Source organism: Streptosporangium jomthongense (assembly GCF_042650425.1).
GTDB lineage: Bacteria > Actinomycetota > Actinomycetes > Streptosporangiales > Streptosporangiaceae > Streptosporangium.
This window is the reverse complement of record NZ_JBHSBC010000004.1, coordinates 68,979-87,292: the sequence shown is the minus strand read 5'-3', so window position 1 is coordinate 87,292 and position 18,314 is coordinate 68,979. Positions and strand designations below refer to the sequence as shown.

The window sequence follows — 18,314 nt, the reverse complement described above, 5'->3', positions numbered from 1 at the left end:
CTTCCCCTCGTCAAGGCGTGGCTTCAAGCGTCCAGGCGCGGGCTCGCCGGATTGCCGTCCAGTATGTCGCCTCCACCACTGGTTTGCTTCATTAATGTGTGGGAATTTCGGACTAAATGTCACTCCAGTAACACGAATCTCGGCGGCATCTGTCAAGTTAACGGCTTGATCAGAGACGGCGGTGAAAGATAGACATATAGAAAGAAGCCGTCACTTCACTGGATTCCGGTAGGTCTGCGATCCTCGCTCGCATAGCGTGAGAATCGGTGTGCCAGGCGCTCGGTCCCATGCCCACGACGGCCTCGACCGCGTCACGTCCGAGGGTCATGCCGAACTCGTGCAGGCTCCGCCCGGCCTCGACGAACCGGTCGCCCAGGCTGTCGGCGACCCGCCGCTCCTTGTCCTGGTCGACCGAGAGCAGCCCGAGCCGTTCGACCAGCGGTTCCAGGTGCCTGGAGGTCGGGGTGACCACGACCAGCGTGCCGTCGGGCGCGAGGACCCTGGCGAACTCGGGACCGTTGCGCGGCGCGAACACGTTCAGCAACACCTCGGCCGAACCGCTCCTGAGAGGCAGCGGTCGCCACACGTCGGCCACGACGGCGCCGAGCCGGGGATGGGCCCGCGCGGCCCGCCTGAGCGCGTGCTTGGAGACGTCGAGCGCGACACCGACCGCCCCCGGCAGCCGGTCGAGCGCCCCGGCCAGGTAGTGCCCCGTGCCCGCCCCCGCGTCCACGACCACCCCGGCGTCCGTACGGCAGGCACCCGCGACGGCCTCGGCGAGGGGGGCGAAGTGCCCGGCCCCGAGGAAGGCGTCCCTGGCCGCGACCATGTCCGCGCTGTCGGCCGTCCCCGGCGCCCGCGAACCGGTCAGCAGGCTGACGTATCCCTGCCTGGCCACGTCGAAGGTGTGTCCCGTGTCACACCGTACGGCCCGCTCGTCGAGGGCCAGGTCGCCGCCGCAGACCGGGCAGACGAGAAGATGGACGACGTCGGCCAGCATCCGTCCATCATCCCGCCTCCCGGGGAGTGCCCCGCCCCGGCCCCTCGTCCTGTTCTGAAGGGGAATTCAACTCAGTGCCGTACAAGCCGGTTCCAAGTGGCGGGCCGTACAAATTCGAAGCATGAGAAGGACATTTTTCGCCGGTGCCGTCCTCGTGGCCCTCGCGGCGGGCCCGGTCACCGCGCTTCCCGCCGCGGCGGACTACCGGCTGGGGTCGGTCAGGACCTCGGCCGGCCACGGCGGCTACGCGAAGGCGACCGTCAGGATCACCTCTTTCGGCGCCGAGACGTTCAAGGTGTACGGCACGCTCTACGACCGCGACCCGCACCGTGACCACTGCGCCTACATCAGGGCCAGGTTCCACTACACGGGCGGCGGGACGGGGTGGGCGCAGCCGCGCGTGACATGCGCCCCCAGCGGCTCCTACCGGCTCGGCTCGGACGGCGAGATCACGAGGGTCGACATCAAGATCTGCCTTTACGACCGCAGGACGCGTTCACTCGGGTACTGCCGGGTCGACTCGATCAGGAACGAGGACCTGGCGTACTGAGCGGGGTCGGCGAGGCTTGACACCCCTGGCGCCCTGGTCGGGAGACCTCGGACGGGTCGGCACGGGGAGAGGAAAGGGGCGGTGAGGGAGAATGGGCGGATCATCGCACGCGGCCCGGCCTGCGGTGCGTCACACCCACATTCGCCATAGCGCCGTCAAGCCGTGGACGAACAGGAGAGCCGATGCCACATCAGCCGATGACAGTCGCCGGAGTCGAGGTGTTCCCCCTCTGCGACGCCGTGGGCCCGATGGGCGGGACGGTCCGGCGCCCGCTGACGGAGCTGTTCCCCGGGGGCGGGCACCGGGAGACCGACGAGTGGGTGCTGCACTTCCACTGCTACCTGCTGCGTGACGCGGCCGGCCGTACGGTGCTGGTGGACACGGGGGTCGGGCCGGAGGACTCGCCCGCCGCGAGCTGGGCGCCGGTTCCCGGCGTGCTCGGCGCGGAGCTCGCGCGGGTCGGCGTCGCCGCAGAGGAGATCGACGCGGTGGTCGTCACCCACCTGCACAGCGACCACGCGAGCGGCGTCGTGGTCGGCGGGTCGCCCGCCTTCCCCAACGCCAGGCACCTGCTCCAGCGGGCCGAGATCGAGACGGCGGAGGAGACGGCCCTCGACCGGTTCGTCAGGCCGCTGGGCGAGCGGGTCCAGGTCGTCGAGGGCGGGGCCGAGGTGTTCCCCGGCATCAGGGTCCTGCACACCCCGGGCCACACACCCGGCCACCAGGTCGTCCGGGTGGGAGACCTGGTGCTGACCGGTGACGTGGTGCTGCACCCGGTGCAGCTGGCCGATCCGTCGATCCCCTATCTGTACGACGACGATCCCGACCTCGCCGTGGTCACCCGTACGAAGCTGCTCGAACAGGTCGAGGCCGAGCGGGGCGTGATCGCCACCGCCCACTTCGCCGAGCCGTTCACCCGGCTTGGGGGGTGACCTCGGGCTCGGCCGTCCGTACGGCCGCCAGCAGCCTCCGGGTCCTGCGCCGGTAACGCAGGACCTGGAGGGCGCTCAGCGCCCAGATCGGATACTGGACGGCCAGGGCCCAGCGGAAGGACTCCAGGGTCGTCTGTCCCGTCAGGTCGAGGACGATCCCGACCAGGGCGATCAACGACATCGAGGCCACGAACCCGCCGCCGTTGACGATGCCGGTCGCCGCGCCGATCCTGGCGGCCGGGTTGAAGGTCCTGGCGTAGTCGAAGCCGATCATCGACCCCGGCCCGTTGGAGGCCAGCACGACCACGAGCACCACCAGCAGCCACAGCGGGGCCCGTCCCGGCCAGGCCAGTACGGCGGTCCACGCCGCGGCCGTGCTGCCGACCACGACGAACACCATCCGTGAGCGGTGGAAGGGGAAACGGCCCGCGAGGTAGCCCATCAGCGGTCCGCAGACCATGCCGCACAGCGTCAGCGTGGACAGCAGCACACCCGCCGTCGCGGGGGACAGGCCCTGCCCCTGGACCAGGAACGGATACCCCCACAGCAGCAGGAACGCGGCGGCCGAGCACTGGGTCGCCGCGTGGGTCCACATGCCGAGGCGGGTCCCCGGCTCGGCCCAGGCGGCGCCCAGGCTCGGCCGCTCCGCCGTCCGCACGGGCCGGGCGTCGCGGAGCACGACCAGCAGCAGCACCGCCGAGACCGCCCCGAGCCCGGCCGCGCCGACGAAGGTCGGGGTCCAGCCGTTGACGCGCAGGGAGTGGATCAGCGGCACCGTGGAGGCGATCGCGCCCACCTGTCCGATCAGGCCGGTGAGCTGAACCATCAGCGGGTTGCGGCGGGCGGAGAAGTGGACGTTGACCAGCCGGATCACGCTGATGAACGTCATCGCGTCGCCGCAGCCGATCAGCGCCCTGCCCGCGATGCCGCCGGTCAGGCCGTCGGCGAACGCGAAGACCAGCTCGCCGCAGCCCATCACGACCGCGCCGGTCACCAGCATGCGCTTCGAGCCGAACCGGTCGACCAGCACCCCGACGGGCACCTGCATGGCCGCGTAGACCAGCAGCTGCAGCATCGCCAGGACGGAGAGCCCGGCCGCGCCGACCCCGAGCCGCGCGGCGGCCTCGATGCTGGAGACGCCGAGGGACTGACGGTGGAAGACCGCGATCACGTAGGCAAGGACGCCCACGGCCCAGAAGAGCCCCGCCTTGGCTCGTGGAGTCATGGGATGAATATACGTTTATGCCCTTTTTGCCGAACCATTGGGGTCCCCGGGGTGGGCTGTGGGCGGTACGTGTGCCCCGGGCCGGCTTTGGGCGGGCGGGATCGTGGTCGGGTTTCGGTGGTGTGTCCTGGGTGGGGCCGTGGGTGACGCTGATGTCGTGGATGGGCGTCAGCGTCGTGGGTAGCGGATGAGCAGGCTCGCGTGGACGTCCCGGTCGCCGACGGCCTCGTAGGAGTGCGGCACGTCCGACACCCAGCCGATGTGCTCGCCCGCCCCGGCCGTCAGCGTGCGGTCCGCGGCGACGACCCTGAGCGTCCCGGAGAAGACCGTGATGTGCTCGGTCACCCCCCGGTGATGGGCCGGGGAGGTCTGCGCGGCGCCCGCCGGGACCGTCATCCGGTAGAGCTCGTAGGTCACCTCCCTCTCCTCGAACACCTCAAGGAGCACGGCGGCGACGGCCGTACCCCTGATGGTGGTGCCCGGGGCGGCGGGGGCGGTGCCGAGGGCCACGGCCAGCGGCACGCCGAGTTCGGCGGTCACCGACCAGAGCGTCTCCAGGGTCGGATTGCGGGTGCCGTTCTCCAGGCCGGAGAGGGTGGCCTTCCCCACGCCCGCACGACGGGCCAGTTCGGAGAGCGACATGCCGCGTTCCTCGCGCAATTGGCGGATTCGCAGGCCGATGTCGTGAGTGTTGCTCTCCAGAGCCGGACGAGGGGTTTGTGAGTGGCACTCCATGGGGCTATGGTGCAGCATGCCCGCTGTTCCGTTTACGGAACGATCGTCCGCGCGTCGTTCGGAACGGGCCGGGTGAGATGCGCATGCCGTCGGGCGGGGTCGCGTGCCGCCGGGCGGAGAACGGAGAACGATGTCACGCCTTCTGCAACCGGCCCTCGCCGGGATCGTCACCGCGCTCGTCGGCTTCGCCAGCTCATTCGCCGTGGTCCTGGCCGGGCTGCGGGCGGTCGGCGCGGACCAGGACCAGGCGGCGTCGGGACTGCTCGCCCTGTGCCTGGCCAACGGGGTGGTCGCGATCTGTCTCGGGCTGTGGCGGCGGATGCCGATCACCATCGCCTGGTCCACCCCCGGCGCCGCGCTGCTGGTCGCAACCGGCGCCGTCGAGGGCGGCTTCCCCGCGGCCGTCGGCGCCTTCGTCGTCTGCGGCCTGCTGATCGTCGCCGCCGGGCTCTTCCCCGCGCTCGGCCGACTGGTCGCGGCCATCCCGGCCCCCATGGCCAGCGCCATGCTCGCCGGGGTCCTGCTCGACCTGTGCGTGGCCCCGGTCAGGGCGCTCGGCGAGGTGCCGCTGATGGCCGCCCCCGTGGTGCTCACCTGGGCGCTGCTGAGCCGCTTCGCCGCCCGGTGGGCCGTCCCCTGCGCCCTGCTGGTCGCGGTCGTGGCCATCGCGCTGACCAGCTCCGGCCTCGGTGCCGTGGACATCCGTCCGGTCGTGGAGCTCACCGTCCCCACCTGGAGCCCCCAGGCCATGATCAGCGTCGCCCTGCCGCTGTTCCTGGTCACCATGGCCTCCCAGAACGTGCCGGGCATGGCGGTCCTCGCCCAGTACGGCTACCGCCCCCCGCTGCGCGGCATCCTGCTCGGCACCGGCCTGGCCAGCACGGTCGGCGCCCCCCTCGGCGGCCACGCGGTGAACCTGGCCGCCATCACCGCCGCCCTGGCCGCGAGCCCCGACGCCGACCCCGACCCGGGACGCCGCTGGATCGCCTCCGTCACGGCCGGTGTCTCGATGATCGTCCTTGGCGTCGGCTCCGGACTGGCCACCGCGCTGGTCCTGCTCTCCCCGCCGGTGCTCATCGAGGCCGTGGCGGGCCTGGCCCTCGTCGGCGCGCTCGTCTCCGCGCTCGCCGCGGCCCTGGCGGACCCGGACGGCAGGCAGGCGGCCGTGATCACCTTCGTGGTCACGGCCTCCGGGATGACCCTGTTCGGGATCGGCGCCGCCTTCTGGGGTCTGGTCGCCGGAGGCCTGATGACCCTCCTGCACGGCGGACGGAAGGCTCCGGTGGCTCCGGCGGAGCCGGAGAAGGCCGAGCCCGCCCTACGCTGACCCGCCTTCCCGTCCGGCGGCCGGGCGCGAAGCCGTACCGGGCGGGAAGGCGCGGTCCCATCTCGTGGTCCCTACTTCGACGGGCGGGTGTGGCGGCCCGCGACGAGCTGGTCGGCCGAGTGCTGACGGGGGACCTCGACACGGGGGTGCGGGGCCGTCGTCTCGGGGTCGGCCGTCTCGGGGGTCTCCGCGAGCTTGCGTTCGAGCTCCTGCTTCTCCCGCTCCAGGCGGTTCATGCGGTCACGCGCCTCAAGACGGGAGGCGCGCAGCCTGCTTCGCCGTACGGCGGAGCGGCGGGTCCCGGCGATCAGCAGGGCCAGGCCGAGCAGGAAGACCGCGCCGGTCGCGGCTCCGGCGAAGAAGAACTCCAGCTGGGAGAGCTGGAGGGTGCGGTCGAAGACCGTGAACGTCGCGGTCGCCGTCGCGGTGGCGGCCTCGTCCCAGGAGACCGCGACCACAGTCGCGCCCGCGAGGACGATCAGGAGGACTCCAAGAACCAACATGTGACCTCATCTCGGGCTGCTTGTGCTGTGCTGGTCACCCAAACTGCCCCGGGACGGCCCGATTATGCGGGTCCGGCCGCAGGAGGGGGAATCGCCCGAGGTGGGCGGCCCGACACGGTCCGGTGCGCGTCGGGCCGTGTGTGGAGGCGTCCGCGGCTGACATGGTCAGGCGCGCGTTCGGCCGCGTGGGGGATTCGCGGGGGATTATCCATGGACGGGCCGTGGTTGCCAGGGAGCATGACGCAGATCGACGTCGTGGTCATCGGAGCGGGGCAGGCCGGGCTGTCCAGCGCCTACTTCCTGAAGAGGGCCGGTCTCGACTTCGTCGTGCTCGACCGCTCACCGGCTCCCGGCGGCGCCTGGCAGTTCCGCTGGCCCTCGCTGACCCTCGGCGCCACGCACCGGGTGCACGACCTGCCCGGCCTGCCGCTGGGCGACCCCGACCCCGGCCGTCCCTCGGCGGAGGTCGTCTCCGAGTACTTCGCCCGCTACGAGCGGACCTTCGACCTGCCGGTGCTGCGCCCGGTCGAGGCGCGTTCCGTCGAGGAGGGCGCTGAGGGCAGGTTGCTGGTGCGGACCTCGGCCGGTGACTGGTCGGCCCGTGCCCTGGTCAACGCCACCGGCACCTGGGAACGCCCCTTCTGGCCGCGCTACCCGGGGCAGGAGACCTTCGCCGGACGGCAACTGCACACCGCCGACTACGTGAGCGCCGAGGAGTTCGCGGGCAGGCACGTCGTGGTGGTCGGCGGGGGCGCCTCCGGGGTGCAGCTCCTCATGGAGATCGCCCGCGTCACCACGACCACCTGGGTCACCCGCCGCCCGCCGGTCTTCCGCGAGGGACCGTTCGACGAGGAGGCGGGCCGTGCCGCCGTCGCCAGGGTGGACGCCCGGGTCCGGGCGGGTCTGCCGCCGGGCAGTGTGGTCGGCGCGACCGGTTACCCGCTGACCCCCCAGGTGCGGGCCGCGATGGCGGCCGGGACGCTGAACCGGCTGCCGATGTTCGACAGGATCGTCCCCGAAGGGGTGGTCTGGGATGACACCGGTGATCTTGTCAGGGCCGACGTGATCCTGTGGGCCACCGGGTTCCGGCCCGTCGTCAACCACCTGGCCCCGCTGCGCCTGCGCGAGCCCGGCGGTGGCATCCGGGTCGAGGACACCGTCGCGGTCCTCGACCCCCGCGTCCACCTGGTCGGATACGGTCCCTCCGCGAGCACCATCGGGGCCAACCGCGCGGGCCGTACCGCCGTCAGGCACATCAGGAGGCTTCTCGAAGCCGTTTCCGAGGCCGCCTGACCGGGTTAGTGTGAAACGCCATGGACCGCACCCGCCTGTACCGCAACGGGGCTCTGAAGACCGAGGGTTTCCCCATCGACGAGGTCTCCGAGCATGTCGGGGACCCCTCCGCCGTGGTGTGGTTCGACCTGTGCTCGCCGACGCCCGCCGACCTGGAGACGATCAGCGAGGAGCTCGGACTCCACCGCCTGGCCGTCGAGGACGCCCTGCAGAGCCACCAGCGCCCCAAGCTGGACAGCTACGACAGCCACCTGTTCATCACCGTCTACGGTGCCAAGCTGCACAGCGGGAGTCTCGACCTCGTCGAGATATCCGTCTTCGTCACCAAGAACGCCCTGGTGACGGTGCGGGAGAACCCCGGGTTCGACATCGACGAGGTGGTCCGGCGCTGGGACGCCAACCCCGAGATGGCCAGGTACGGCGTGCCGTACCTGCTGCACGGCCTGCTCGACTACGTCGTGGACGGCTACTTCGACGTGCTGCAGGCCATGGACGACCGGGTCGAGGCGCTTGAGGACGACCTGTTCGCCGACGTGCCGGGGGACCGGGTGCACATCCAGCGGCTGACGTTCGAGATGCGCAAGAAACTGGTGCGTTTCCGGCGGCTGGCCGTACCGGTGCGGGAGGTCGTCGGCAGTCTCCTGCGGCGCAGCGTGGAGATGGTCGACCCGGCGCTGACGCCGTACTACCAGGACGTCTACGACCACACCCTGCGTGCGGCGGAGTGGACGGACTCCCTGCGCGAGCTGGTCGGCAACGTCAGGGAGGCCCACATCAACCAGCAGGGCTTCCGGCTCAACGACATCATGAAGCGCATCACCAGCTGGGCCGCGATCATCGCGGTGCCCACGATGATCACCGGCTTCTACGGCCAGAACGTCCCCTACCCGGGCTTCGGCCACACGGCGGGCTTCTGGATCTCCACCCTGGCCATCGTCATCACCTCGGCCGCCCTCTACACCGCCTTCAAACGCAAGGGCTGGCTGTAGCGTCAGGGCTGGTAGGGCGGCATGACGCCCCAGCCCCAGCGCGGCACCGGCTCCTCGCCCGGCTGGGAGACGCCCGGCTGGGAGAAGTGGACGGCCAGCCGGGTGCCCCATTCGATGTAGCCCGCGAACGCCGCCCTGAACTCCGGGTCGGAGGGCAGGCCGACCTCGTCGGCCGCGTCCATGAGCAGGCTGACCCATCTACGGCGCTGCGGTTCCGTGATGCCCCTGCCGAGGTGGTGGGAGATCATGTGCGAGTGGCCGCCGCGTTCTTCTCGATCACCTTCTCGTAGTGCCGCATCTCCTCGATGTTCGACACATACGGCTTGATCTCCGCGAAGAACTCCTGGAAGTGCTCACTGCCGCGGAAGCCCTGGAGATGGTCGTGGGCCGACGTCCAGGTGACGCGCAGGACGTAGCACTCGGGCTCCTCGACGCAGCGGGACAGTTCGTAGTCGAGGCACTGCGGCGCCCGCCCGAGCGGCACGACGGCACGCCGGTAGGCGGCCTCGAACTCCTCCCTGTCGGGAACCCGGTAGCGGATGTACTCAACAACCATCACACAACTCCCTTGTAACTATGTAATCGACATTACATCACCGTTTCATGCCACCTTCGTCGGCCTGGCGGGGGCCTCCGGTCCCGGGGGCGGTGCGTCTTCAGGGCGCCCGGTGCTCCCGCCTCCCGATGGGTCCTCAGGGACGCAGGCCGTGGAAGACGACGTCGAGTGCTCTGGTTCGTAGGGTCTCGTCCCAGTTCTGGTGTTGGGCGGCCAGGCAGGCGGCGGTCAGGAGGGCCAGGATCTCCGGCATCTCCACCTCCCGGCGCACCTCGCCCGCCTGCTGGGCGCGGACCAGCAGGGTCTCGACGGCGCCGCGGATGTCGTGGGCTCCCGCGGTCGCGGCCTTGACGTCTATCCCGGCCTCGGTCAGGGCGTCGGCGAAGATTTTCTTCGGGGTGGCGTCCTCCACGACGCGGGCGAAGAAGGCGAAGAACGCGGCGCCGGGTTCGGCCGCCTCCGCCAACGCCCGCGCCTCCTCGGCGAGCCTGCGTTGACGGTCGACGACGATCGCCTGGTAGAGGGCCTCCTTGGTGGGGAACTGCCGGTAGATCGTGCCCACGCCGACCCCGGCCCGCGCGGCGATCGCCCGCATGGGGGCGGAGAGGCCGTCGCGGGTCAGGACCTCCTCCGCCGCGCTCAGCACGCGCGCCAGATTGCGCTGTGCGTCCGTACGCATCCTCGCCCCCTGTCCTTCACGATCGTTGACAACCGGAACAAGCGTTCCGTATCGTTTCGCGCATTCCAAGCGGAACACTGGTTCCGATTCTATCGGGGGTATTTCCATGGATCACGTACGGCTCGGCGGCTCCGGCCTGAAGGTCTCTCGCGCCTGCCTGGGCACCATGAACTTCGGCACCGGTCCCGGCGTGGGCGGCTGCGAGGAGGCGGAGGCGATCCGCGTCATCGACGCCTTCCTCGGCGCGGGGAACAACTTCATCGACACCGCCGACATCTACCACGCGGGCGAGGCGGAACGGATCGTCGGCAAGGCGCTGCGCGGACGCCGGGACTCGGTGGTCGTCGCGACCAAGGCCTTCGGTCCCCAGGGGCCGGGCCCCAACGACCGGGGACTGTCCAGGGCGCACCTGACCAGGGCGCTTGAGGCGAGCCTGCGACGTCTCGGCACCGATTACATCGACCTCTACCAGTGCCACCAGTGGGACCCCGAGACCCCCGTTGAGGAGACGATGGCGACCCTCGACGGGTTCGTCCGTTCGGGAAAGGTCCGCTATCTGGGCTGTTCCAACTTCACCGCGCCGCAGATCGTGGAGGCGCAGTGGGCCGCCGAACGCGTCGGGGGCACGAGAATGGTCAGCCTCCAGCCGCAGTACTCCCTGCTGGCCAGGCTGATCGAGGCGGAGATCCTGCCCGCGTGCGAACGCCACGGTCTGGGCGTCGTCACCTACGCCCCGCTCGGCGGCGGTGTCCTGGCGGGCCGCTACCGCAGGGGTGTCGCCCCCGGCCCGGACAGCAGGATGAGTTCCCTGCTGGCGATGTCCAGCCCCGCGGCCGACCGCTGGGCGGGGGAGATGCTCAGCGAGCGCAGTCACGGCATCGCGGACGAGGTGGCGGGGGTCGCCGCCGAACTGGGCGTCACGCCGGTCGAGGTGGCCATCGCCTGGGTCGCCGCCAGGCCGGGCGTCACCTCGGTCGTCATCGGCCCGCGCGACCTGGGGCAGTACGAACGGAACGCGGCCGGATTCGCCCTCGGTCTTCCCGCCGAACTGGCCGCCCGGCTTGAGGAGGTCTCCCGGCCCGCGCACCGTCCCGTGACCGGGGCGTCCTTCTGATCGAACTTCGGAAAAGCTGATATTTCCGGGTATGGCATGCCGTACCCGGCAGATAACCCGCTTTCCGGCTGTTCTATTCTGCGAAGGCCATTCTGACCAGCAGGCGAAGGAAATCCCGTGACCTTTTCGGCTCTGAACCTCGACGAGCTGACCGCTCAGCATGACCGCGCCCGGCGTGACTACGACGCGCTCGTCCAGCGCGGTCTCTCGCTTGACCTCACCCGGGGCAAGCCTTCGGCCGGCCAGCTGGACCTGGCCTCCGCCATGCTGACGCTGCCCAGCGGCCACACCGCCGCCGACGGGACCGACTGCCGTAACTACGGTGGCGGACAGGGTCTGGCCGAGCTTCGGGCGATCTTCAGCGGCCTGCTCCAGGTGCCCGCCGCCCAGCTCGTCGCGGCGAACAACTCCAGCCTGTCCCTGATGCACGACACCCTCGTCCACGCGCTGCTCAGCGGTGTGCCCGGTGGCGAACGCCGCTGGGTGGACGAGCCGAGGGTCGCCTTCCTGTGCCCGGTGCCGGGGTACGACCGTCACTTCGCGCTGGCCCAGCGCTTCGGCATCGAGCTGATTCCGGTGCCGATGAACGACCAGGGCCCCGACATGGACGTCGTCGAGGACCTCGTGCGGCAGGACGCCCAGATCAAGGGCATCTGGTGCGTGCCCAAGTACAGCAACCCCAACGGCGTCTCCTACGCCGACGAGACCGTACGGCGCCTGGCCGCCATGCCGACGGCCGCCTCTGATTTCCGGATTTATTGGGACAACGCCTACGCCGTACACCACCTGACGGACACCCAGGTCGAGATCGCCGACATCCTGGCGCTGTGCGCGGAGCACGGCAACCCCGACCGCGCCTTCGTCTTCGGCTCCACCTCGAAGATCACCTTCGCCGGGGGCGGCGTCGCGTTCTTCGGCTCCTCCCCGGCGAACGTGTCCTGGCTGCTCGGCCACACCGGCAAGCGCACCATCGGCCCCGACAAGATCAACCACCTGCGGCACGTGGAGTTCCTCAAGGACGAGGCGGGCGTTCTCGACCACATGCGCCGCCACCGGGAGCTGATCCGGCCGAAGTTCGACACGGTCGACCTGATCCTCGGCAAGGAGCTCGGCGGAACCGGCCTGGCCACCTGGTCCAAGCCCCTCGGCGGCTACTTCATCAGCCTCGACGTGCTGCCGGGGTGCGCCCGCCAGGTGGTCAGCCGCGCCGCGGAGGCGGGCATCGCGCTGACCCCGGCCGGTGCGACCCACCCCTACGGCGACGACCCCGCCGACAGCACCATCCGCATCGCGCCCACCTACCCCGAGCTGCCCGAGGTCGAGCTGGCGATCAGCGGCCTGGCCGTCTGCGTCCGCCTGGTCGGCACGGAGAAGCTGCTTGAGCAGGCCCGGTAACGGCTTGGGCGAGCCTGACTGGTCGCGGCTGTTCCACGCCTACGGCGTCGCCGTCGACGTCCCCGCCCACCTCGACGCGCTGGCCGGCGACGACGAGCGGGCCCGGGTCAAGGCCGTCGACCACCTGTGGGCGGCGGTGATCCACCAGGGAACGCCCTGGTCGGCAACCCCGCCCGCGGCGCTGGTCGTCGCCGGGCTGCTGTCCGATCCCCGTACGGCCCGGCGCCGGGTGGCCTCGGCGCCGCTGCGGGCCGTACTGCTGGACTTCCTCGGGGAGGTCGGCGAGGCCGCCCAGCCCGAGGTGCCGCAGGAGGAGATCAGGGCCGCGGCCGACCCCCGGGGACGGGAGGCGGAGATCGCCGCGACCCTGGAGACGCTGCTCAGCGAGGACCCCGAGGACTCCGAGGACTCCGAGGACTCCGAGGAGAGCGAGGACGTCTGGGACGAGGAGGCCATTGAGGTGATCATGGCCCAGGTCGTCCTCGATCTCAGGGCCGCGGTGCCGTACCTGACCGAGGCGGTGGCCGCGTGCCTGGCCGACGAGGAGTCCGCGGTGCGCGACGCCGCCTCGAAGGCGCTGGCCGTCCTCAGGCGCGTGCCGACGGACGGTTCCTCAGGCACGTAGGGGCCGGCTCACGGGTACGCCGGCCAGGCGCGCGGCCGGCTCGCGGGTGCGCCGGCCAGGCGCGCAGGGCCGGTTTCGCGGGCGCGGCGGTCAGGCGCGCAGGGCGCTGACCAGGGTCCGGAGCTCGGAGACGCGCAGCGCCCACGCGGCCAGGCCGTACAGCAGGCCCCCGCACGCGCCCGCCGCGAGCACCACGGCGAGCGAACCCGCCCACCCCGGTCCGGTGACCTGCCCGGTCAGGCGCGCCACGACGGCCGCGGCCCCGCCCGCGACGAGCGCGGCGGGAAGCATCCGGCCGTGCGCGCGCAGCAGACGGTGACCGTCGACCCTGCCGAGTCTGCCCCGCAGTACGGCCGCCGCCACGAGGAATCCGGCGCAGTTGGCCAGCGCGTACCCGACCGCGGCCCCGACGACCATCCGTGGGCCGGGCACCAGCCACGCCGAGACCACCGCGCCGCCGATCGTGGTCGCCGTGACGAGCAGCCCGATCATGGCCGGGGTACGGGTGTCCTGCATGGCGTAGAAACCGCGCAACAGAACCTGATAGCCGCAGAACGGCACCAGGGCCAGGCCGTAGGCGGCCAGGACCGACCCGGTGAGGGCGGCGGCCGAAGGGGTGGCGTTGCCATGGGCGAACAGGGCCGTGGCCAGGTACGGGCCGAGCACGACCAGGAAGGCGGCCACCGGCAGGAGCACCACGCCGGACAGCCGCAGACACCGGGACAGTTCGGCCGTCACCAGCGACAGGTCCCGCCGCGCCGCGGCCCGGCTCAGTCCCGGCAGCACTCCGGTGACGATGGACACGGTGACGACCGCGTAGGGCAGCTGGAACAGCGTGTAGGCGTTGGCGTAGGCGCCGAGGGCTCCCTCCCCCGAGGCCAGGGCGAGCCGGTTGACCACGACGATCGCCACCTGCGCGGCGGCCACGGACAGGAGCGTCCAGCCCGCCATGGCCGCGATCCGCCGGACACCGACCCCTCGCGGGTCGGCGCGCAGCCGTATCCGGAATCCGGTGCCGCGCGTGGCCAGGCAGAGCACGAGCGCCTGTACGGCGACGCCCGCCGTGGTGCCCACGCCGAGCAGCCAGGTCTGGGCGACGGTCAGCCTCTCAAGGCTGCCGGTGCCGCCGATCGCCAGGTAGGCGGCGGTGGTCGCGACGACCACGAGGTTGTTGGCCACCGGCGCCCACATCGGTACGGCCTGGCGGCCTCGGGCGCTCAGGACGGCGGCCAGGGTCGTCCCCACGCCGTAGAACAGGACCTGCGGCAGGAAGAAACGGGTGAGCACGATCGCCACCCGCCGCTGGTCCGCGCCGAGGTCACCGGCGCACAGGTCCACGATCTGCGGGGCGAACAGGGTGGTGACCACCACGGTGGCGCCCAGACCGTAGACCACCAGCGACAGCAGCCGTTGCGCGTAGAGCTCGTCGGGATACCGGACGAGCAGCGGGACCAGGACGCTGGTCAACGCCCCGCCGAGCACCAGGTCGTAGATCGAGTTGGGCAGCGTGTTGGCGACGGTGTAGATGTCGAACAGGCCCTTCCCGAGCCCGAGCGCGGCGACCAGTGCCAGTGTGCGCAGGAAACCGGTGACCCTGGAGACGAACGTCCCCACGGCCATGGCCCGCCCCGCACGCGCGAGTCCTTCGTCCATGAACGCCATATTTCATGAACAGGACATGGAAGGTGAGACGTTTGACGGGAATCGGATCAGGAATTTCGGTCAAATATGCTTATATTGGGCAGAAAGTTCTACGATGTGTGAGCGTCGGCGTGGATGGCTCCGGCTCTATTCCGCTCAAGCTGCTTGACCTCTGTTGATGTGCCGTACACGCTCAGGGTGGCGATTTGCGACCTTGGGGGTGCAATCTCATGCAAGGTTCCGGCGCAGCCAAGCCGATCACGGTTACCTTCTTCTGCAAGGACCCTGACTCCAAGGATGAGGAAGACTGCCCCAGCCTCTACCGCACCAACCGGGGAAGCTGGATGGTTCAGGGTCTCCGTCATGGTGAGGACGTCGCGGTCCAGCTACGCGCCTTGAAGGATGACGAGAGTTTCGTCGAAATCTCCGAGGCGCTGGTGGAGCGGTTCGTGAGGATGTATGTCAAGGAGCACTATGGAGTCGATCTCAGTCCAACGTCGGGCTGAACTGGCGCGGGCGAGTCGAGACACCCGCAAGCTTGAGCTACACGACTATTACGGTGCTGACAAGGAGGATCTGAAGCTCTTCCTGGCGGGTGATCTGGACGCTGTGGACGCCTCCTACCGGCAATGGGCCGCCAAAGTCGCCGAGAAGGAACGCGAAGGCAGACATCTGCGCCGAGTGAGACTGGTCTCCGAACCACTCTCGGACTACCAGCGCATGTCCCTCCGCTACTCCGGCAGCGCGGTCGACGCGGGTGAGGATCTGCGCTGGCTGCCCCGGCGGCTCGCTTCCACGGTGCTGCTTCCCGGCAACGACATGTTCGTCCTGGACGGCAGGCTCGCCATGTTCAACGTTCTGGACGGGAACGGGGAGCGGGCCGACATCCAGTTCACTGACGATCCCGCTGTCGTCGCTCGCTGCCTGGAGATCTTCGAGGCGGCTTACTCCGCAGCGATTCCACATCATGAGTACCGCCCGGTCTGACCCACGTGCAAGACCAGTCGGCTGAGGCGCGGAAAGCCTTCGGCATCAGACTCCGGGATCTGCGCCGAGACGCTGGACTGAACGGCAAGAAGCTGGCCGACCTCACGGGCATGCACCCCACCAAGGTCAGTCGTATCGAGCATGCCCGGCAGAATCCCTCTGAACAAGACATTCGTGACTGGTGCACAGCCTGTGGCGTCGAGGGCCTCGTTCCCGAGCTGATCGCTGTCCACCGTGACGTGCGACGCATGTGGCAGGAGTATCGGACGACCTTCCGCACGCACAGCCAGCAGGCAGTTCAGGCTCGCGGTACCCCGTTGTACGAGCGGACCAAGCTCTTGCGGGTGTACGAAGCCATCGTCGTGCCCGGCATCCTGCAAACTGTGGGCTACTCGCGTGGCATCCAGACCATCAGTGCCATGCTCCATGACCTGCCGATGGAGGGCGTGGAAGGAGCAGTTCAGGCCCGCCTGGGGAAACAGCGCTTTCTCACCGGGGGCACGGCTCATATGTACAGCTTCGTTATCGAAGCCGCCGTTCTCACCTATGCCTACGGCGACATGGATGCGATGAACGAGCAGTTCGACTTCCTGTCACGGGTTACCCGCTTGCCCAACGTTGCGTTTGGCATTATTCCACCCGGATTCCGCAAGATTTGGGGTGGAGAATGCTTCTATATGTTCGACTCCGGCCTTGTGCGCAGCGAGATGTGGTCTGGGCGTTTCCAGACCACTCGTGCCGAAGACCTCGCCTACTTCATGAAGGTTTTCACCCTGCTGCAGGGGCAGGCCGTTTATGGGGACGAAGCACGGGCCCTTATCGAACAGGCGCGTGACTTTCTGCAATCACATGAAATCTCCTAGCCTCCGCTCCGGGCCGTTGGCACATTGAGGTCGTGACCTTCACTCGGCACCACAAGCGGTGCCTGAGAGAGGCCGCCGACATGTGCGTCGACGTCTGAGCGGGCTTGGTCCCGTGGAAGCCCGGAAACGAAGGGAACCCGATGAGACCTCTGGTGGGTAAGCACGACGACGACAAGAAGTCCGGCGACAAGCCGTTGCCCAAGCAGCCGAAGCCGTCTCAGGATGGTCAGCAGCCGGGTGGGCAGGGAGACGGCAAGCACGCGGGCGGCGGTAAGAAGTGACCGATCTCATCGACCGGATAGCCGGGCCCTTCGAGGCGCTGGGCCCTCGGTGGCTGGAGGCCCTGAAGGCGAACCCGAGAGAGCTGTTCATCCCAGGCCAGGCATGGGTGTCGCCGGGTGACGGGCCCGGCTATGTGATCGACCGGGACGCGGACACCTCAGCCTGGGAGAAGGTCGTCTACAGCGACATCTCGATCGTCACCCAGATCGACGACGGGGCCACACCCCTGGTCGAGGGGTATGAGGAGGGAAGCCTCTACAGCTCCTCCAACTCCATGCCCACGATCGTGGCCACCGAGCTTGGGCTTCTCGGCCTCCACGCCGACGACCACGTGCTGGAGATCGGCACCGGCACCGGCTGGACGGCGGCGCTCGTCTCCAGTTTCGTCGGCGGTGGCCAGGTCACCAGCGTCGAGATCGACGCCGACGTCCACCGGCAGGCGCGAGCCAACCTGGCGCGGGCCGGTCGCGACGCCGTCCGGTTGGTCCATGGGGACGGAGCCCTGGGGTATCCAGGCGGTCAGCCGTACGACGCGGTGCATGTCACCGTCGGCGCGACCGAGGCGTCACCCGCGTGGATCAGGCAGACGCGGCCGGGCGGCACCGTCGTGTTTCCGTGGATGCCGATGTGGCGGTATGGCGCGTTCGTCGTCCTGCGTGCCCTCGGCGACGGTACGGCGGTTGGTCGTGTCGAATCGGGCTGTTCGTTCATGATGATGCGCGGTCAGCGTCCGGAGGAGCTTCGGGGGCTCGGCGATGACGTGCGCAGGCGTCCGGCCCGGATCGACCCGCGGAGGATCACCGGGGAGTGGGCCGCCTCCGTCTTCCTGAACGCGATGCTGCCCGGCGTCGTCTGTACCACTGAGCACGACGGTGGGTTCGTCCTGTGGGCGCACTCCGACACCTCGGCCGCCTACGTGGCCTGGAGCGAAGGGGAGAACGACTGGATCGTGCGGTACAGCGGCGACCGTGACGTGTACGGCGAAGCCGAGGAGGCGTTCCTGCGCTGGATCTCCTGGGGTTGCCCGGCCGACGACCGGTATGGCTACACCGCCACGCCTGAAGGCGACGTCATCTGGGTGGACCATCCAGGACGCGTCGTCAATCCGTGACGGTCAGAAGGGGCGGCCGCCGCCTGCGCCGAAGTTGGTTTCGTGGCTCCACAGGTGGGTGCAGCCGGGGCACTGCAGGTGCAGCAGGCTTCCCGTGGTGCGGATGAGATAGCGCCAGTGGTCCGAGCAGTTGCGGCCGTCGGAGCAGGGGGCGCAGTCCCTGTCGTCGCGGCATCCCGGGCAGGGGACCCAGGCCCTGCGTCCCAGGTCGGCGTGCGGATCAATCGGCAGCATGCCCCGCCCCCCGGTACGGCAGGACCCCGGCGGCGACGAGCATGTCGTAGGTCTCCTGCTGCCGCTCGTCGAGGCCCGAGTAGAGCAGGTCGTAGGCCTCCTCCTCGCCCCGCATCACCGCGATCGGGTCCCAGTCGTCTCCCAGGGCCTCCATGACCGCGGCCCGTCGCCGGGCCTCCTCAAGCGTGAGGTCGATCTCGACGACGACGTGTGCGTTGCTGTTGTCCTGACTCATGAGACTTTCCTGTGGGTCGCTCTGGGCTTTCCTTGGCG

Annotated in this window: 23 protein-coding genes; 13 read left to right on the top strand and 10 right to left on the bottom strand. The window is 69.8% G+C overall.

Going from position 1 to position 18,314, the window contains the following annotated elements; all coding sequences use genetic code 11:
- Nucleotides 1–169: 169 nt before the first annotated feature.
- Entirely contained in the window at nucleotides 170–1,000 is an 831-nt protein-coding gene (locus ACFOYY_RS06550) for a putative RNA methyltransferase (protein WP_386188625.1), read from the bottom strand.
- Nucleotides 1,001–1,121: 121 nt separating this feature from the next.
- On the opposite strand from ACFOYY_RS06550, the gene ACFOYY_RS06545 reads away from it, so the two are divergent.
- Together ACFOYY_RS06545 and ACFOYY_RS06540 are read left to right on the top strand one after the other, a co-directional pair.
- On the top strand, nucleotides 1,122–1,550 hold the full coding sequence (locus tag ACFOYY_RS06545) for a hypothetical protein (RefSeq protein WP_386188623.1): 429 nt from the start codon (nucleotides 1,122–1,124) through the stop codon (nucleotides 1,548–1,550).
- Nucleotides 1,551–1,747: 197 nt separating this feature from the next.
- A complete protein-coding gene (locus ACFOYY_RS06540) occupies nucleotides 1,748–2,482 on the top strand; it encodes an MBL fold metallo-hydrolase (protein WP_386188621.1) in 735 nt (244 codons plus the stop codon).
- Here ACFOYY_RS06540 and ACFOYY_RS06535 read toward each other — a convergent pair.
- Nucleotides 2,463–3,707 carry an MFS transporter gene (locus tag ACFOYY_RS06535; RefSeq protein WP_386188619.1) on the bottom strand — a complete coding sequence of 415 codons (1,245 nt, stop codon included), beginning with the start codon at nucleotides 3,705–3,707 and terminating at the stop codon, nucleotides 2,463–2,465. The genes ACFOYY_RS06540 and ACFOYY_RS06535 overlap by 20 nt on opposite strands.
- Before the next feature lie 168 nt (nucleotides 3,708–3,875).
- Nucleotides 3,876–4,442, bottom strand: a complete 567-nt coding sequence (locus ACFOYY_RS06530; RefSeq protein WP_352011088.1) for a helix-turn-helix domain-containing protein — start codon at nucleotides 4,440–4,442, stop codon at nucleotides 3,876–3,878.
- Between the two features lie 130 nt (nucleotides 4,443–4,572).
- On the opposite strand from ACFOYY_RS06530, the gene ACFOYY_RS06525 reads away from it, so the two are divergent.
- On the top strand, nucleotides 4,573–5,769 hold the full coding sequence (locus ACFOYY_RS06525; protein WP_386188617.1) for a benzoate/H(+) symporter BenE family transporter: 1,197 nt from the start codon (nucleotides 4,573–4,575) through the stop codon (nucleotides 5,767–5,769).
- A gap of 71 nt (nucleotides 5,770–5,840) precedes the next feature.
- Here the strand turns inward: ACFOYY_RS06525 and ACFOYY_RS06520 are convergent, their stop codons facing one another.
- On the bottom strand, nucleotides 5,841–6,272 hold the full coding sequence (locus tag ACFOYY_RS06520) for a hypothetical protein (RefSeq protein WP_352011086.1): 432 nt from the start codon (nucleotides 6,270–6,272) through the stop codon (nucleotides 5,841–5,843).
- 237 nt (nucleotides 6,273–6,509) lie between these two features.
- Here ACFOYY_RS06520 and ACFOYY_RS06515 point away from each other — a divergent pair, with 237 nt between their 5' ends.
- Together ACFOYY_RS06515 and ACFOYY_RS06510 are read left to right on the top strand one after the other, a co-directional pair.
- Nucleotides 6,510–7,565, top strand: coding sequence for an FAD-dependent oxidoreductase (locus ACFOYY_RS06515; protein WP_386188615.1), 1,056 nt, complete (start codon nucleotides 6,510–6,512; stop codon nucleotides 7,563–7,565).
- 20 nt (nucleotides 7,566–7,585) lie between these two features.
- Nucleotides 7,586–8,554: a magnesium transporter CorA family protein gene (locus tag ACFOYY_RS06510; protein ID WP_386188613.1), complete on the top strand. Its 969-nt coding sequence runs from the start codon at nucleotides 7,586–7,588 to the stop codon at nucleotides 8,552–8,554.
- Nucleotides 8,555–8,556: 2 nt separating this feature from the next.
- Here ACFOYY_RS06510 and ACFOYY_RS06505 read toward each other — a convergent pair whose 3' ends face one another.
- The 3 genes from ACFOYY_RS06505 to ACFOYY_RS06495 all read right to left on the bottom strand — a co-directional run bounded on the left by ACFOYY_RS06505 (nucleotide 8,557) and on the right by ACFOYY_RS06495 (nucleotide 9,789).
- The gene (locus ACFOYY_RS06505; protein WP_386188611.1) at nucleotides 8,557–8,802 is read right to left on the bottom strand and encodes a hypothetical protein; all 246 of its coding nucleotides are present in this window, start codon (nucleotides 8,800–8,802) and stop codon (nucleotides 8,557–8,559) included.
- Nucleotides 8,799–9,110, bottom strand: coding sequence for a putative quinol monooxygenase (locus ACFOYY_RS06500; protein WP_386188609.1), 312 nt, complete (start codon nucleotides 9,108–9,110; stop codon nucleotides 8,799–8,801). The genes ACFOYY_RS06505 and ACFOYY_RS06500 overlap by 4 nt, the downstream gene beginning before the upstream one ends.
- A gap of 136 nt (nucleotides 9,111–9,246) precedes the next feature.
- Nucleotides 9,247–9,789, bottom strand: a complete 543-nt coding sequence (locus ACFOYY_RS06495) for a TetR/AcrR family transcriptional regulator (protein WP_352011082.1) — start codon at nucleotides 9,787–9,789, stop codon at nucleotides 9,247–9,249.
- 106 nt (nucleotides 9,790–9,895) lie between these two features.
- On the opposite strand from ACFOYY_RS06495, the gene ACFOYY_RS06490 reads away from it, so the two are divergent.
- From ACFOYY_RS06490 to ACFOYY_RS06480, 3 genes are all read left to right on the top strand, one after another.
- The gene (locus ACFOYY_RS06490; RefSeq protein WP_386188607.1) at nucleotides 9,896–10,903 is read left to right on the top strand and encodes an aldo/keto reductase; all 1,008 of its coding nucleotides are present in this window, start codon (nucleotides 9,896–9,898) and stop codon (nucleotides 10,901–10,903) included.
- Nucleotides 10,904–11,020: 117 nt separating this feature from the next.
- Nucleotides 11,021–12,298, top strand: a complete 1,278-nt coding sequence (locus ACFOYY_RS06485; RefSeq protein ID WP_386188605.1) for an aminotransferase class I/II-fold pyridoxal phosphate-dependent enzyme — start codon at nucleotides 11,021–11,023, stop codon at nucleotides 12,296–12,298.
- A complete protein-coding gene (locus ACFOYY_RS06480) occupies nucleotides 12,282–12,923 on the top strand; it encodes a hypothetical protein (protein ID WP_386188603.1) in 642 nt (213 codons plus the stop codon). Before ACFOYY_RS06485 ends, ACFOYY_RS06480 begins: the two co-directional genes overlap by 17 nt.
- A 90-nt stretch (nucleotides 12,924–13,013) precedes the next feature.
- Here ACFOYY_RS06480 and murJ read toward each other — a convergent pair whose 3' ends face one another.
- Nucleotides 13,014–14,576 carry a murein biosynthesis integral membrane protein MurJ gene (murJ, locus tag ACFOYY_RS06475; RefSeq protein WP_386188601.1) on the bottom strand — a complete coding sequence of 521 codons (1,563 nt, stop codon included), beginning with the start codon at nucleotides 14,574–14,576 and terminating at the stop codon, nucleotides 13,014–13,016.
- A 218-nt stretch (nucleotides 14,577–14,794) separates the two neighbouring features.
- Between murJ and ACFOYY_RS06470 the strand changes: the two genes are divergently transcribed.
- From ACFOYY_RS06470 to ACFOYY_RS06450, 5 genes are all read left to right on the top strand, one after another.
- Nucleotides 14,795–15,070, top strand: coding sequence for a hypothetical protein (locus ACFOYY_RS06470; protein ID WP_352011077.1), 276 nt, complete (start codon nucleotides 14,795–14,797; stop codon nucleotides 15,068–15,070).
- Nucleotides 15,039–15,551 carry a DUF6879 family protein gene (locus ACFOYY_RS06465; RefSeq protein WP_386188598.1) on the top strand — a complete coding sequence of 171 codons (513 nt, stop codon included), beginning with the start codon at nucleotides 15,039–15,041 and terminating at the stop codon, nucleotides 15,549–15,551. Before ACFOYY_RS06470 ends, ACFOYY_RS06465 begins: the two co-directional genes overlap by 32 nt.
- 5 nt (nucleotides 15,552–15,556) lie before the next feature.
- A complete protein-coding gene (locus tag ACFOYY_RS06460) occupies nucleotides 15,557–16,414 on the top strand; it encodes a helix-turn-helix domain-containing protein (RefSeq protein ID WP_386188596.1) in 858 nt (285 codons plus the stop codon).
- A gap of 140 nt (nucleotides 16,415–16,554) precedes the next feature.
- Nucleotides 16,555–16,695, top strand: a complete 141-nt coding sequence (locus tag ACFOYY_RS06455) for a hypothetical protein (protein ID WP_352011074.1) — start codon at nucleotides 16,555–16,557, stop codon at nucleotides 16,693–16,695.
- Nucleotides 16,692–17,807: a methyltransferase domain-containing protein gene (locus ACFOYY_RS06450; RefSeq protein WP_386188594.1), complete on the top strand. Its 1,116-nt coding sequence runs from the start codon at nucleotides 16,692–16,694 to the stop codon at nucleotides 17,805–17,807. The genes ACFOYY_RS06455 and ACFOYY_RS06450 overlap by 4 nt, the downstream gene beginning before the upstream one ends.
- A 3-nt stretch (nucleotides 17,808–17,810) precedes the next feature.
- Here the strand turns inward: ACFOYY_RS06450 and ACFOYY_RS06445 are convergent, their stop codons facing one another.
- Both ACFOYY_RS06445 and ACFOYY_RS06440 read right to left on the bottom strand, forming a co-directional pair.
- Nucleotides 17,811–18,041: a hypothetical protein gene (locus ACFOYY_RS06445; protein WP_352011072.1), complete on the bottom strand. Its 231-nt coding sequence runs from the start codon at nucleotides 18,039–18,041 to the stop codon at nucleotides 17,811–17,813.
- Entirely contained in the window at nucleotides 18,028–18,276 is a 249-nt protein-coding gene (locus tag ACFOYY_RS06440) for a DUF6400 family protein (protein ID WP_362777814.1), read from the bottom strand. Before ACFOYY_RS06440 ends, ACFOYY_RS06445 begins: the two co-directional genes overlap by 14 nt.
- Nucleotides 18,277–18,314 lie beyond the last annotated feature (38 nt).